The sequence below is a fragment of the Symbiobacterium turbinis genome (genome assembly GCF_055383075.1).
Genome location: NZ_AP042433.1, coordinates 2234975 through 2250233, shown reverse-complemented (window position 1 = coordinate 2250233; position 15259 = coordinate 2234975). Strand labels below are relative to the sequence as shown.

The window sequence follows — 15259 nt, the reverse complement described above, 5'->3', positions numbered from 1 at the left end:
TGCATGCCGCCGACCGTGTCCTGACCGCGAAACTGCTCCCGCCCCGTGCCCGCCGGCACACGCTCGTGCGCCGGCGGCTGCAGGAACGCCTGCGCGAGGTGTGGGAGGTGCCGCTGACGATCATTCAGGCAGGTCCCGGCTACGGGAAGACCACCGCGCTGGCCTCGTTTCTCGCAGAGCAGCCCCACGCCCAGGCATGGTACAGCATCGGCGAGGAGGACGCCGATCCGCTGCCCTTCCTGCTTCACCTTGTCCACGCCCTGCGCAGGGTCAACCCGCTGATCGGCGAGAAGGCCCTGAGCATCCTGCAGGAGGGCGAGGGCCCCAGCCGGCCGTGGGACCTGGCCGTCGAGGCCCTGATCAACGACATGGTCTTCTCCGCCCAACCCGAGACGCTGGTGGTGCTGGACGACTTTCACCTGGTCGACCAGGTGTCCCAGATCTGCTCCATGGTGGAGCACATGGTGGACCACCTGCCGCCGCAGGTGCACGTCATCATCTCCAGCCGCCGCCGCCCGCCGCTGCCGGGGCTGGCCCGGTGGCGGGCCCGGGCGGACCTTTTGGAGATCACCCAGGACGACCTGCTCTTCACGCCCAGCGAGGTGGAGGAGCTCTTCCGCGACCACTACGGCTGGGACCTGACTGCCGACCAGGTGGAGGCCTTGACGCGGCGGACGGAGGGCTGGATCATCGCGCTGCAGCTGGTCTGGCAGGGCCTGAAGAAGGGCTCCCCGCTGGGGGAGGTCTGGAGCGAACAGGGCGGCTCGCAGGACGCCCTGTTCGGCTACCTGGCGAAGGAGGTGCTCGACCGGCAGAAGCCCTTCGTGCGCCGGTTCCTCCTGACCACCTCGGTGCTGGAGCGGCTCACCCCGGAGGCCTGCAACGCCCTGATGGAGGTGGAGAACAGCGCCCAGGTGCTGGCCGAGCTGGAGGAGAACGGGCTCTTTATCGCCCAGGTGCCGGAGCGCGGCTACCGCTACCACCAGCTCTTCCACCAGTTCCTGCAGGAGCAGGCCCGGAAGGACGAGGCAGGCTGGCGGGACAACCACCTGAAGGCGGCCGCCCACTTCCAGGCGGCCGGCGCGCGCGAGGACGCCGCCGTCCACTACCTGGCGGCGGGAGACGCCGACGCGGCGGCGGAGGCCCTGCTGGCGGCCGCGCGGGGGCTGCTGGACTCGGGCCGCATCGAGCAGCTGCTGGGCCTCCTGAGCCGGCTGCCGGAGGCCGCCGTCGCCGAACGCCCCACCCTGCTGCTCTACTGGGGCGACGGCCTGCGGCTCACCAGCCGGTTCGACGAGGCCCTGGCCTACTACGAGCGGGCGGCCGAGGCCTTCCGGCAGCAGGGCGACCGAGTGGGGCTCTGCCGCGCCCTGGCCGGCCAGGGGCAGGTCTACCTGGATACGATCCAGCCGGGCAAGGCGGACGGGCTGCTCCGCCAGGCCCTGGCGCTGGCCGATGGCGTCAGCGACGCCGAGCGGGCGACGCTCATGGTGCTCATTGCCGAGAACGAGACCAACCTGGGCCGGCCCGAGCACGCGGCCCGGTTCGCGCAGATGGCGGCGCAGCAGCGGCCCCTGCGGGATGAGTTCGAGATCCGGGCCCACCTGCGCACCGGCCGGCTCGCGGCCGGGCTCGGGATCCTGGAGCGGGTGGCCAGGGGCGACCCCGGCAGCCCGGCCCGCAGCCACCGGGAGGCGCCGCTCCTGCTCTCCCTCTACGCGGCCATCATGGGCGACCACGAGCGGGCGCTTTCCACCGCCGAGGAGGGCATCGCGCTGGGTCGGGCAAAGCGCTCCCCCTTCGTGGAAGCCGTGGGCTACATCCGGCGGGGGCACGCGCTGCAGCTCAACCCGATCGCCCCGGTGGAGGAGGCGGCGGAGTCCTACCGCACCTCCATCGCGATGATGGACCGGCTGAACGTGGTGCGGGGCAAGGCCGAATCGCTGGCGGGGCTCTCCCTGCTCATGGGCCACCGGGCGGGCGACTGGGCCCAGTCCCGGCGGTACGGCCAGGAAGGGGCCGAGATCGCCCACGCGGCCGGCGATCAGTGGCTTTACGGCTACCTGCTGCTCGCCCTGGGCAGTTCCGCCCTGGTCACCGATCACCCGGGCGAGGCGGACCGCTACCTGACCAAGGCGGAGGAGACCCTGCAGCAGGCGGGCGACGCCTGCGGCCTCTCGACCGCGCGCATCTGGCGGGCCGTGCTGGCCCGGCGCCAGGGCGACTGGGACGCCTTCGACCGGCACTTCGGGCTGGCCCTCTCGGCCGCCGAGGGCAACGGCTACGGCTTCCTGTTCCAGCGGGCGACGCTGTGGGGCGTGCGGGACCAGCAGGCGCTGATCCCCCTGCTGGCCGAGGCGCGGCAGCGGGGGGTGCAGGCCGACTACGCAGGCTGGCTCCTCTCGGAGATGGGAATTGCCAACCCCGAGCTCCACCCGGGCTACACCCTGCGCATCCGCACCCTGGGCACGTTCACGGTGTACCGGGGGCGGCACGAGATCACCGCGAAGGAGTGGCAGCGGGAGAAGGCGAAGCAGCTCTTCCAGCTGCTGGTCACGCATCGCACGCAGCTCCTGCAGCGGGAGCAGATCGTCGAGATGCTCTGGCCCGGGGCCGAACCGGCCACCGCGTACCGCGACTTCAAGGTGGCGATGAACGCCCTGTGGTCCGCCCTGGAGCCGAACCGGGCGGCCCGGTCAGGCTCGTTCTTCGTGCTCCGGCAGGGCTCGGCCTACGGGCTCAACCTCACGTCCGGCTTCTGGCTGGATGCCGACGAGTTCGCGAATCAGGTCAACCGCGGCCTCAGCCTGATGGCCCGGGGCCAGCACGAGGACGGCGCCCGCGCCCTCCGCAGGGGCCTCGACCTGTACCGGGGCGACTACCTGGAGGCGCTGCGCTACGAGGACTGGTGCACGGAGGAGCGGGAGCGGCTGCAGGTGCTCTACCTGCGCGCGTCCGAGGCCCTGGCGCACCACGCCGTGGAGCAGGGCGACTACGAGGCCGCCATCCACCTGTGCGACCGCATCATCTCCCGCGACCGGGGCTGGGAGGAGGCCTACCGGCTGCTCATGTTCAGCTACTACCGGCTGGGCAACCGCTCGATGGCCCTGCGGGTCTACGACCGCTGCGTGCAGAACCTGCAGGAGGAGCTGGGCATCGAGCCGATGCCGGCCACCCGGCAGCTTTACGAGCGGATCCGGACGAGCCAGCGTGACTAGGCGCCGCTCACGGGCGTAGTCTGCTAGAGCGGGCGCACCCGGCAAACGGGGCAACTTATGGAACAGGGAGGACTTCTCTCATGTCCACCGCCAGCGAACGCTACGAGCTTTGGAGTCAGGATCCTTACTTCGATGAGGAGACTCGCCGGGAACTGGCCTCCATCGCGGGCGACTCCGGGGAGATCGAGGACCGGTTCGGCAGCATGCTGTCGTTCGGCACCGCCGGGCTGCGGGGGGTCATCGGGGCCGGGACCAACCGCATCAACCGCTACACGGTCCGCCTGGCCACGCAGGGGCTGGCGGACCTTATCCGCGCGTCGGGCCCCGGGGCGCAGGCCCGGGGGGTGGTCATCGCTTACGACTCGCGCCGCGGCTCCGCCGAGTTCGCGCGGGAGGCGGCCCTCACCCTGGCGGCCAACGGCATCGTCGCCCGGCTGTGGGACGAACTGCGGCCCACCCCGATGCTCTCCTTCGCCGTGCGGGAGCTGGGGGCGATCGCCGGCATCGTCATCACGGCGAGCCACAACCCGCCCCAATACAACGGCTACAAGGTCTACTGGGAGGACGGCGGCCAGGTCCCGCCCGAGCGGGCGGAGAAGATCCGGGCCGCCATGCAGGCGGTGGGCGACATCCGCGCGATCCGGCCGATGGCGGAGGCCGCGGCCCGGTCCCGGGGGCTCCTGCTGCCCGTGCCGCCGGAGGTGGACGAGGCGTATTACAGGCGGCTCCTGGACCTGGTGGCAGAAGGGCCGGCCGAGCGGCAGGCCCTGCGCGTCCTGTTCACGCCGCTGCACGGCACGGGGCTCCGGCCGGTGCGGACCGTGCTGGAGCGGGCCGGCTTCCCGGCGGAGGTGGTGGCGGAGCAGGCGGCGCCGGATCCCGACTTCTCCACCGTGGCGCAGCCCAACCCGGAGGAGCCGCAGGTCTACGAGATCGCGCTGCGCCACGCCGCGGCCGGCAAGCCCGATCTGATCCTGGCCACCGACCCCGATGCCGACCGGCTCGGTGTGCTGGTCCGGGACCGGGCCGGCGGCTACCGGGCCCTCACCGGCAACCAGATCGGGGCGATTCTGGTCGACCAGATCCTGCGGTCACGGGCGGAATCCGGCACCCTGCCGGAGAACGGCGCCGTGATCAAGAGCCTGGCCACCACCAACCTGGTCGCGCCGCTCTGCCGGGCGTACGGGGTGACCCTGCTGGAGACGCACATCGGGTTCAAGTTCATCGGCGACAAGATCAGGGAGTTCGAGGAGACCGGCAGCCACGAGTTCCTCTTCGGCTTCGAGGAGAGCTACGGCTACCTGGGCGCGACCTTCGTGCGGGACAAGGACGCGGTGATGGCCGCCCTGCTGGTGGCGGACGCCGCCGCCCGCCACAAGGCCGGGGGCCGCACCCTGTTCGAGGCGCTGGAGGAGATCTGGCGCCGGTACGGCTATTTCCAGGAAGGGCTCCACAACGTGACGCTGCCGGGCCGGGACGGCCAGGCCCGGATCGCGGCCCTGATGGCGGCCCTGCGGGCCGATCCGCCCACGGCGTTCGGCGGCGTGCCCGTGGCCTGTCGGGACGATTACGCCGCGGGCACGGGTGTCGAGGTGGCCACCGGCCGCACCTACCCGCTCCGCCTGGGGCGGGCGGACGTGCTGCACTACCGCTTCGCCGACGGCGGCTTCGTGATGGTCCGCCCGTCGGGCACCGAGCCGAAGCTGAAGGTCTACGTCTCGGTGGTGGGGTCGGGCGAGGCCGAGGCCGCCGCCCTGCGGGACCGGGTGATGGCCGATGCGCTGGCGCAAATGGGGCTCGGTGGCAGGAGTGGTGAATCTGCTGACTAAAGAATAATGATAGAAAAATGAGCTTGAGCGCGGGCCGGCGGGGTCGGATGATGGACTCTGGCGGGTGCGTTCTCGCTAACAGTCGGCAGGGGGGATCGGGATGAGTTCGGGTTCGGAGGACCGCACCTACGGCATGATCGCCCACGGCCTCGTGCTGTTTACCGGCCTCTCGGCGTTTCTGGGGCCGCTGAGCTACCTGGGGTGGGTGGCGGCCATTGCGTCGGTGGTGCTCTACTTCGTCTGGAAATCGAAGAGTCCGTTCGTGGTGCGCCACGCCAAGCAGGCGGCGGGGCTGCAGGTCTTCCTCTTTGCCTTTTCCTTCGTGCTGTTCCTCATTACGGCGATGTTCACCGTAGGCGCGGCGGCGACCGGCTCTCTCGGGGCCCTGGGGGGTGCGGTGGCCATCGCCGGACTGTTCGGCCTCATCGGCCTCGTGGTCGGCATCGGCGCGATCGTCTGCGCCGTGATGGGCCTGCTGCGGGCACAGAAGGGGGAGGAGTACACCTACCCGGTGATCGGCGCGTTCGTCGATCGGCTCAACGTCTAGCAGGTGCAAGAAACCGCCGAGGCGCCCGTCCGGCAGATGCCGGGCGGGCGTTTTCGGCGGTATGTTTTATGTTGCCGCTGGATACAATCCCGGTACGTCCCCCATTTGCCGGCCTCGATCGACAGGATGCGCCGTCGTTATGTCGAAAGAGGCTTAGATAATCAGGGCTTCAATGTGCAGGAGGGACTACCGTTGAAACTCGTCAATTTGCTGTCGGCCCTGGATTCGGCCCAGGTCCTGGCGGCCCCCGACGTCACCGTTACCGGCATCACCGCGGATTCGCGCGAGGTGAAGCCCGGCGACCTGTTCGTCTCCATTCCCGGCGCGCAGGTGGATGCGCACCAGTTCATCCCCGATGCCATCCGGCGCGGGGCGGTCGCCGTGGTCACCCAGCGCCCCTGTCCGGTGCCGGACGGCATCGGCGCGGCCGTGGTGCCCGACGCCCGGCGGGCCCTCAGCGCCCTGGCGGACCGCTTCTACGATTACCCCTCCTGCACCCTGAAGATGGTGGGCATCACCGGCACCAACGGCAAGACGACCACCGCCTTCCTGGTGGAGGCCATCGCACGGGCGGCCGGCCGGACCATGGGCGTGATGGGCACCGCAGGCACGATGCTGGGCGGGGAGCTGCTGGAGGACAAGGCGGGCTACACCACCCCCGAGCCGCACACGATTCACCGGCTGCTGGCCGCGATGCTGCGGCGCGGGGCCCACGGCGCGGTGCTGGAGGTCTCGAGCCACGCCCTGGAGCAGCGGCGGACCGACCACTGCCGGTTCGACGTGGCCGTCTTCACCAACCTCACCCACGAGCACCTGGACTACCACGGCGACATGGAGGGCTACTACGCGGCCAAGGCCCGGCTCTTCCGCCAGCTGCGGCCCGGCGCGACCGCCGTGGTCAACATCGATGACCCCTACGGCCGCCGGCTGATCGAGGATCTGCCCGCCGGCGTCCGCCTCTATACGTACGGATTCAGCGAGGGGGCAGACGTCCGGGCGGTGGATGTGCAGCTCACCCCCGGCGGCTCCCGCTACCGGCTGATCACGCCCTTCGGCCAGGCCGACGTGGAGGCGCCGCATCTCTTCGGTACTTACAACATCGCCAACGCCATGGCGGCCGTGGGCGCCGGGCTGGCCCTGGGCTTCGGCCTGAAGGCCGCCACGGAGGCCCTGCGCACCGCCAAGGGGGCCCCCGGCCGCTTCGAGCGGATTGACGAGGGGCAGGACTTCACGGTGGTGGTGGACTACGCCCACACACCGGACGGCTTCGAGAAGCTGCTCTCCGACGTGGTCAGGGTGAAGGAGCCGGGCTCCCGGATCATCATGGTGTTCGGCTCGGCAGGCCACCGGGATCCGACCAAGCGGCCCGACATGGGGCGGATCGCCGGCGAATACTGCGACGTCCTGGTGCTGACCGAGGAGGACCCCCGCACCGAGGACGCCCTGGAGATCGCCCGGCAGATCGCCTCGGGCGTGACGCGGGACGAGGTGGAGATCCTCCTGATCGAGGACAGGGTGGAGGCCATTCACGAGGCGATTCGCATGGCCCGCACCGGCGACATCGTGCTCATCGCCGGCAAGGGGCAGGAGACCGAGCTGGAGGTGCAGCACCCGACCACCTGGCGGGGCGACGTTGCCGAGGCCGTGGCCGCCCTGCAGAGCCGGGCCCGGGAGGAGGCCCGGGGCGTGCGGGCGTAGCGATGGGGCACATTCGGGCAGCGGCGTGCGGGCGTTTTGCTGCAGGAGCGTGCGTGCGGGACCATCCGCGCACGGGCGTCGTGCGTACGTGCGAGACCATCCGCACAGGGGCGTTGTGCGTGTGTGCGGGGCCATCCGCGCAGGGGCGTTGTGCGTATGTGCGGGACCATGCGCGCAGGGGCATTGGGCCTGAGTGCAGATCGTACTCAGGTACGATGCCCTTTTTCGCACTCCCGTACCTGCCCGCCTTCTGCCGTCTGCGGTAGGATGGAGCCAGGGTAAGCGGAAGGAGTGGATGCACATGCGGCAGTACGGATGGGGACTGCTGCTTGTCGGGCTGGGGACGCTGTTTCTGCTGCAGTCGTTGGGCGTGGCCACCGGCTTCTCGTTCTGGTCGGTGGTGGCGGTGCTGGGCGGGCTGACCATTGCCGGCGACGGCCTGTCGCGCCGGAGGCCCGATCTCTTCAACCTGGCCCTGGGGCTCTGGCTGGCGGCGATCGGCGCCTTCTCCATCCTCTCGCGGTCGGGCGTCACCACCGTCACCGGCGGCGACATCGCCGGGAAGGGCTGGCCCCTCCTGCTGGTGGCGCTGGGCCTCTCCATGCTGGTGGGGCGCGGCGTGAAGGTGCACACGGGGTCGACCAGGCGGCGGATGGAGTCCCACATGGTCGGCGACCTTTCTTATGGCCGGGACCCCTGGAGCCTGGAGGGGGACATCACCCTGCACACCTTCGTGGGCGACCTGAAGATTGACCTCACCACCGCGGTCATCGCGCCGGGCACGCACCGCATCGAGGTGAGCCAGGGCATCGGGGATACGGTGGTGAAGGTGCCCGATACGGTGACGGTGCGCGCACGGGCGGGGGCGACCATCGGGACCGTGGAGGTGCTGGGCGAAGAGCGAGGCGGGGTGGGCTTCATCCACCTGGAGCGGGAGGCATACGTGCCCGGTTCGCACGCGGAGCTGATCATCGACGCGTCGGTGCGCATCGGCTCCGTGACCATCGAGCGGGTGCCGACATCGGACTTCGAGGTTTTCTGACATGGAAGAGCGGCGATCGATCGGGATGCAGTGGCGGTTGTCTGCCATCAACCTCGCCGCAGGGCTCCTCAGCAGCATACTTGCCGCCACGGGCGTCTGGGCCGCCACGGCCTACGGTCTGCCCCTGCAGCGGGCCTTGCTCGCGGGCGTGGGCACGGGGCTGGTGGGCGGGCTGATCGCGTCGGTCTGGGGGTTCCGGCTGGCCCGGGAGATCAAGCACCGGCTCTGGAACGCCGGCGACCTGGCCATGCGGATCAGCCGCGGGGACCTTTCGGCCCGGCTGCCCGTGGTCGAACTGGACGAGCTGGGCGAGCTGGAGGCGCAGCTCAACCAGATGGCCGCCTACCTGGAGCAGGCGGTGGGCCAGCTCTCCCGCCTGGCGGAGCAGAACCGGCTGCTGGCCGAGGAGGCGGGCCGGGGCGCCGCGCTGGAGGAGCGGGCCCGGATTGCGCGGGACCTGCACGATACGGTGAATCAGCAGCTCTTCGTGCTGTCGCTGCGTGCGGCGGCAGCGCGGAAGCGGGCGGTGGCTGCAACGGTGCGGGGTGACGCTGTGGGTGGCAGTGGCGCCGGTGCGGGCAGCGGTGGTGACGCTGCGGGTGGCGGTGGCGCCGGTGCAGGCAGCGGTGGCGGTGGTTCTGGCGGGGCCGCCGGGGTGGATCCGGCGCTGGCCAGCGAGCTCGCCGCACTGGAGGAGCTGGCCCGTACGGCCCACAGCCAGATCCGGGAGCTGATCCTGCAGCTGCGGCCTACGACCCTGGAGCAGCAGGGGCTGGGGCCGGCCCTGGCGGAGTACGTGAAGAGGGTGGCGGAGCGGGAGTCGTGGGCAGTGGAGGACGAGATCGACCAGGCCCTCCGGCTGCGTGGCCCGCAGGGCGAGGCGCTCTTCCGGGTGGCCCAGGAGGCCCTGAACAACATCGCCAAGCACGCCCGGGCGAAGCGGGTCCGGGTGGTGCTGGAGCGGGGGGACGACGGCGAGGTGCGGCTGCTGCTGGCCGACGACGGGGTCGGGTTCGACAAGCGCGCGGGCATCCGACCCACGGCGGTGGGGCTCCTGGGGATGAGAGAGCGAATGAGCGCCCTGGGCGGCCGGCTTCAGGTGCGCAGCGCGCCGGGGGAGGGAACGGAAGTGCTGGCAATCCTGCCGCCGGCGCGGCCTGAGGGTGAGGGCGGCACGGAAGAGCAGCGACAGGCGCAGGACGGTCAGGAGGTGGCACCGGGTGATTCGCCTGTTGATCGTGGATGATCATAAGATGGTGCGCGAGGGGCTGAAGATCTACCTCTCGACGGAGCCGGAGATCGTGATCGTCGGCGAGGCGGAGAACGGCGAGGAGGCGGCACGGCTCACGGCCGAGTTGAAGCCGGACGTGATCCTGATGGACCTGATCATGCCGGGGGTGGACGGCATCGAGGGAACGAAGCGCTGCCTGGCGGCGCATCCGGAGGCGAAGGTGATCGTCCTGACCTCGATGCCCGACGATGAGCTGGTGGTGCCGGCGATCCGGGCCGGGGCGCTCTCCTACGTGCTGAAGGACATCGCCGCGGAGGAGCTGGCGGAGACCATTAAGAAGGCGGTTTCGGGCCAGCCCACGCTGCACCCGGTCGCCGCCCAGCGGATGATGCAGGAACTGACGGCGCCGCCCAGGCCCAAGCCGGGGGTGGATGAGATCACGCCGCGGGAGATGGAGGTCCTCCGGCTGATCGCGCAGGGGCTGTCGAACAAGGAGATCGGGGAGCGGCTTTTCATCGGTGAGCGCACGGTGAAAACGCACGTGTCGCACCTGCTGGAAAAGCTGCACCTGCAGGACCGGACGCAGCTGGCGATATATGCGCTGCAGAATAAGTTGGTGTAGCGGGGATCCCTCGGGGTTTCAGGCCCCGGGGGAGTTCTTCTTGGGCATGGGCAAGGGAAGGAGGGCTCTTTGCCTGTAGGGCCTGCTCAGGGATTCTAAGTGGGCGATGACCAGTTCCTGGCCGTTGAGGTTGCGGAGGGGCAGGCAGTCGGGGATCAGCCGAAGGATGCCCTCCAGCGACAGATCTGCGGCGTGCACAATAACCAGGTGAATGCCCCGATTCATGCAGATGGCCTGCTTGATCAGGTCCCGGCCCATTTGCTTGCGTGCCTCTTCTTCATCGGGGTAGAGCGCCGTGGGGCCGTAATGCTGCGGGCCGTTGAACTCGAAGCCGACGTTGGGCGGGTAGAGGCGGTCGATCTGCAGCTCTTCGGCCGTGTAGGGGTTGACGAGAAAACCCGGAGAGGCGTCGTCTTCGAAGTTGTCGAGGTCGATAAGCAGGGTGAGCCACTCTCGCATGAGGGCCTCGCCGCGATGGCGGGCCTTCTGCAGCCGGCGGTTGATCGCGGCGATGGCATGCCGCTGGGCTTCGAGGTGGGGGTTGCGGACGATGATGCGAAACGGGCCCGTCCTCCTGGGGCGGTGGATCTCGATCCAGCCCCCTTCGACCAGACTTCGCAGGGCTCTTCGAATCGTCTTGTGGTCCCGGCCTGTCAGTTGAGCCAGTTGGTCAACCGTGGTCTCCACTCGATTGTCGAAGAAAACGGGGCAGAGTTGGATGGCGCCGTACGTTATCTTCGCCTGGGCGTTAACCCCACGACTGCTGAGAAGGTCGACCGGGAGGAAGGCATACCCGCCTTTGGTCCATACCAGGGGCTTGAGCAGGGAGAGTCGCTGAAGCTGATCTCGACCAGGCTTGATGCTGTTGCGGGAAAGACCGGACAGGTCCTGGAGTTCCTGCTGACTGTTCGGGTGCAACTGGAGCGCTGCCCATAACACCTTGGCCGACGCAGACAACTGGTCGTGAAGGAGGATGAGACCCGGCACCTTGATCTGGCTCGGGCGATACAGCATACCCATTCACATCACCCGAATACGAGTTCGACCCTTTTCCTGGGAATTCCTGCCATCCCTGACTAGAATCCCCTCATTCCGTTCGAGGGGCCGGTTGGCAGGTCTCCGGGAGCGGCGAGGAGGCAGAATGTGCAGCAGGCCGTGGGCGATCGGTGCACATTTTGCCCGGAACTGGTCTGGGGGCAGGCTGAGACGGGCGGTTGAGCCGGCGCGGGGTTCGGCTGGGAGGTCGTGGGGGGGCGGCGAGAGGCAGAATGTGCAGTAGACCGCGGGCGGTGGGTGCACATTTTGCCCGGAACTGGTCCGGGGGCAGTCTGAGACGGGCGGTTGAGCCGGTGCGGGGTTTGGCTGGGAGGTCGTGGGGGGCGATGAGGAGGCGGAATGTGCAGTAGGCCGCGGGCGGTGGGTGCACATTTTGCCCGGAACTGGTCTGGGGGCAGTCTGAGACGGGCGGTTGAGCCGGTGCGGGGTTGGGTTGGGAGGTCGTGGGGGGCGGTGAGGAGGCAGAATGTGCAGTAGACTGCGGGCGGTGGGTGCACATTTTGCCCGGAACTGGTCTGGGGGCAGTCTGAGACGGGCGGTTGAGCCGGTGCGGGGTTGGGTTGGGAGGTCGTGGGGGGCGGTGAGGAGGCGGAATGTGCAGTAGACTGCGGGCGGTGGGTGCACATTTTGCCCGGAACTGGTCCGGGGGCAGTCTGAGACGGGCGGTTGAGCCGGTGCGGGGTTCGGTTGGGAGGTCGTGGGGAGCGGTGAGGAGGCAGAATGTGCAGTAGACTGCGGGCGGTGGGTGCACATTTTGCCCGGAACTGGATGGCAACGGGTTGGACCAGGGAACGAGGCAGAGGTGTGGTCATGGCCGGAAAGGCGGAGCTGGTGCCAGGTCGATCTAGTAAGGAAAACAGTCAACCGCCTCCACCGGCCCGCTCGGGGCCGGTGGGGGCGGGCCGGCGCCCGCAAGGGCGCCAAAAAAGGGGCTGTCCCAAAAGCAGATGATTCTGCTTGGGACAGCCCCCTGTTTCACTATGCCACTCGATCTGCCGCACGGCCCAGGAGGAAGGGCTCCAGACGCCGGTAGAAGACCAGGCTGATGCTCGTAGACAGCATGCCCTTGAACAGGTTAAATGGGGTAGACAGCGTGAGCGCACCGGCCCAGGCAGCGGCGCCCTGCATCCCCCACAGCGGGTAGATGAAGAGTGCGTTGGCCGGAATCAAGATGGCCGCCATGATCACCGTGCCGATGACGGCGGAGAGGAAGGTCCAGCCCCAGTGCTTCAGTCCCGCCCGGTCGAACAGCCGGTGCGAGATCCCGGCGGCGATGACCAGGGACGCGCCGGCCACGAAGTTGGCCAGCCCGCCGACCCAGCCGGCGCTGCTCTTGCCGGACAGCATGAACAGGGCGATCTTGATCCCCTGGATGGCTACACCGGCGCCGGGACCGAGCGTGTAGGTCGCCACCACGGCCGGGACGTCGCCGGGGTCGTAGCGGAGGAACTCCGCAAATGGCGGGACGTAGATCTGGCCGAAGAACATCAGCAGGAAAGCCATGGCGCCCAACATGCCGATCATCACGAGCCGGTGCAGACGTTCGTTGCGCATCTCCCATCCACTCCTTCTTGATCTGCGCCCTGGAGAGCCGCAACCCACCCCTCCCCGGGGCAAACAGAAACACCCCGGAGGCCTTCCGGGGTGTTGGTTGCGGGCACAGCAAGAAAGAGCCCCCCTGCGGACGCAGGGCTGCCTCTCTCGCCTTCTCCCATCCGGACTATACCGTCGGCCCCGGGATCTCACCGGAGTCTGCATCCGCACCGCCTGCGGCAGCGCGGTGCTCGCGGCGCTCGTCTCCTCCGCGTTGCGGGGAGCATCACCGCCGGTCGGGAATTGGCGGCACTGCCGCCTCACCCTGCCCTGAAGGCGCTCTTTGGTTAGTATGATACCACGGTCACGAGCCAGATGCAACCTGTGAGACTGGATATGGGTGAAATATCACTATACAGAAACTTCTTAGCGCCACGAGGTTCCGAGCGCGACCAGGTGATCGGGCCGGGCAGTTGCCGGGAAGGTCCTGGCTGCGCAGCGCCAGATCGTGTCGCTGCGGGCGCCTCAGCACTTCACGCAAAAAACAGTCAGTGGTGTGTGTTATTGATATTGCCCATCATTCTCCGCCGCGGCTATACTAAGACTGTGCGGCTTAGGTGGGATTCCGCCTTAGGTGATAGTTTCTCCTAAGTGCTGTTAACTCTCATTAGAGGTGAGCGGGCATGCACTTGTTCAAGCGGCTCTGGCCCCTGTACCGGCCCGGTCTGCCCCTGGTTGTGCTGAGCCTGGTCCAGATCGCGCTGGTCTCGTTCCTCAGCACGGCGCAGCCGCAGATCATCCGGTTCGTCACCGACCTTGTGCTGGAGGACGGGCAGTGGCAGTACCTGGTGCCCGGGGCCCTGGCCGTGATCGGCGTGGCCGTGGTGCAGGGGGGGCTGCGCTTCGGCCAGCGCTACACCATGGAGCTCGTCTCCACGCGGGTCGTCGCCCGGCTGCGGGCGCAGGTGTACAGCCACCTGCAGCGGCTCTCCTTCGCCTTCTACGACCAGGCGCAGACCGGTGAGCTGATGTCCCGGGCCACGGCCGATGTGGACGCGGTGCGCATGGCCGCCGGGATGGCCCTGGTCAACGGGCTGACGCACCTGGGCTCCATCACCGCGGTGGTGGTCGCCATGTTCCTCATGGACTGGCGGCTGGCCGTCGTGTCGCTGCTCTTCCTGCCCCTGCTGGTCCACGCCATCGCCCGGTTCCAGGCGGGATCGCGGGCGGCCTGGGGCGAGGTGCAGGCCAAGACCGCCCACCTCTCGGCCACCCTGCAGGAGAACATCTCCGGCGTGAGGGTCGTGAAGGCCTTCGCCCGGGAGGAGGGGGAGATCGCCCGCTTCCGGGAAGCCAACGAGTCCTTCCAGGCGGCCAACCTGCGGGCGATCCGGCTGAGCGCTTTCTGGACCAACTACATGAACTTCCTCACCGCCGTCGGCGCCGTGGCGGTGCTCTGGTACGGGGGCCGGCGGGCGATTGACGGCGCGATCTCGGTGGGCACGCTCGTGGCCTTCAACGCCTACGTGACGCAGCTCGTTGGCCCGGTGCGGATGCTGGGGATGGCCATCTCGCACTTCACCCGGGCGGCGGCGGCGCTGCAGCGGATCTTCGCCCTGCTGGACACGCCGGTCGAGATCGCGGACCGGCCCGGGGCGGTGGACATCGCCGAGGCGGCGGCCTCAACCGAGGGGGACTGCGCCGGCAGCGCGGCGGCGGGAGCCCGCCCCGGCCGCGTGGCAGGACGGGTCACCTTCGAGGGCGTTTCCTTCCGCTACGCCGGCGGCGTGACCGTGTTGCAGGACATCGACCTGGACGTCTCCCCCGGCACGAAGGTGGCGGTGCTGGGGCTGACCGGATCCGGCAAATCCACCCTACTGCGCCTGATCCCCCGCTTCTACGACCCCACGGCCGGGCGGGTGCTCATCGACGGCGTGGACGTGCGCGCCGTGACCCTCGCCTCCCTCAGGCGGCAGGTCGCCATCGTGCCGCAGGAGACCTTCCTCTTCTCCACCACGCTGCGGGAGAACATCGCCTACGGCCGGCCCGACGCCAGCCGGGAGGAGATCGAGGCGGCGGCCCGGGCGGCGCAGATCCACGACTTCATCCAGAGCCTGCCCGAGGGCTACGAGACCGTGGTGGGGGAGCGGGGCGTGGGGCTCTCCGGCGGGCAGAAGCAGCGCATCGCCATCGCCAGGGCCCTGCTCACCGATGCTCCGATCCTGCTCCTGGACGAGTCCACCTCAGCCGTGGACGTGGCCACCGAGCGGCTGATCCAGCAGGCCCTGGACCGGCTGATGGCGGGCCGGACCACCTTCATCATCGCCTCGCGCCTCTCCACCGTGATGAAGGCCGACCTGGTGCTGGTGCTGGAGGACGGCCGCATCGCGGCCAGGGGCACCCACGATGAGCTGATCCGGCGGGACGGGCTCTACCGGCGCATCTACGAGCTGCAGCTCCGGCCCGTGGAGGAGGTGGTCTAG

At 69.2% G+C, this 15259-nt stretch carries 10 protein-coding genes and 1 riboswitch; of the genes, 8 read left to right on the top strand and 2 right to left on the bottom strand.

Features of this window, described 5'->3' with window-relative positions; genetic code table 11:
- Positions 1 to 65: 65 nt before the first annotated feature.
- From ACZ45O_RS10670 to ACZ45O_RS10640, 7 genes are all read left to right on the top strand, one after another.
- The gene (locus tag ACZ45O_RS10670; protein ID WP_464852888.1) at positions 66 to 3218 is read left to right on the top strand and encodes a BTAD domain-containing putative transcriptional regulator; all 3153 of its coding nucleotides are present in this window, start codon (positions 66 to 68) and stop codon (positions 3216 to 3218) included.
- Positions 3219 to 3298: 80 nt separating this feature from the next.
- Complete coding sequence (locus ACZ45O_RS10665) at positions 3299 to 5047, top strand: phospho-sugar mutase (RefSeq protein WP_464852886.1); 1749 nt, start codon at positions 3299 to 3301, stop codon at positions 5045 to 5047.
- 100 nt (positions 5048 to 5147) lie between these two features.
- On the top strand, positions 5148 to 5594 hold the full coding sequence (locus ACZ45O_RS10660) for a DUF4870 domain-containing protein (protein WP_464852884.1): 447 nt from the start codon (positions 5148 to 5150) through the stop codon (positions 5592 to 5594).
- 192 nt (positions 5595 to 5786) lie between these two features.
- Positions 5787 to 7292 (top strand): UDP-N-acetylmuramoyl-L-alanyl-D-glutamate--2,6-diaminopimelate ligase, encoded by a 1506-nt coding sequence (locus tag ACZ45O_RS10655; protein ID WP_464852882.1) that lies wholly within the window; start codon positions 5787 to 5789, stop codon positions 7290 to 7292.
- 301 nt (positions 7293 to 7593) lie between these two features.
- Positions 7594 to 8334, top strand: a complete 741-nt coding sequence (locus tag ACZ45O_RS10650; RefSeq protein WP_464852880.1) for a LiaF domain-containing protein — start codon at positions 7594 to 7596, stop codon at positions 8332 to 8334.
- A 25-nt stretch (positions 8335 to 8359) separates the two neighbouring features.
- On the top strand, positions 8360 to 9580 hold the full coding sequence (locus tag ACZ45O_RS10645; RefSeq protein WP_464852878.1) for a sensor histidine kinase: 1221 nt from the start codon (positions 8360 to 8362) through the stop codon (positions 9578 to 9580).
- On the top strand, positions 9555 to 10187 hold the full coding sequence (locus ACZ45O_RS10640; RefSeq protein WP_464852876.1) for a response regulator: 633 nt from the start codon (positions 9555 to 9557) through the stop codon (positions 10185 to 10187). The genes ACZ45O_RS10645 and ACZ45O_RS10640 overlap by 26 nt, the downstream gene beginning before the upstream one ends.
- 18 nt (positions 10188 to 10205) lie before the next feature.
- On the opposite strand, the gene ACZ45O_RS10635 is transcribed toward ACZ45O_RS10640, so the two are convergent.
- Together ACZ45O_RS10635 and ACZ45O_RS10630 are read right to left on the bottom strand one after the other, a co-directional pair.
- On the bottom strand, positions 10206 to 11207 hold the full coding sequence (locus ACZ45O_RS10635; protein WP_464852875.1) for an ArsR family transcriptional regulator: 1002 nt from the start codon (positions 11205 to 11207) through the stop codon (positions 10206 to 10208).
- A 1014-nt stretch (positions 11208 to 12221) separates the two neighbouring features.
- Entirely contained in the window at positions 12222 to 12797 is a 576-nt protein-coding gene (locus ACZ45O_RS10630; RefSeq protein ID WP_464852873.1) for an ECF transporter S component, read from the bottom strand.
- 145 nt (positions 12798 to 12942) lie between these two features.
- Positions 12943 to 13118: riboswitch (FMN riboswitch) on the bottom strand.
- A 341-nt stretch (positions 13119 to 13459) separates the two neighbouring features.
- On the opposite strand from ACZ45O_RS10630, the gene ACZ45O_RS10625 reads away from it, so the two are divergent.
- The gene (locus ACZ45O_RS10625) at positions 13460 to 15259 is read left to right on the top strand and encodes an ABC transporter ATP-binding protein (RefSeq protein WP_464852871.1); all 1800 of its coding nucleotides are present in this window, start codon (positions 13460 to 13462) and stop codon (positions 15257 to 15259) included.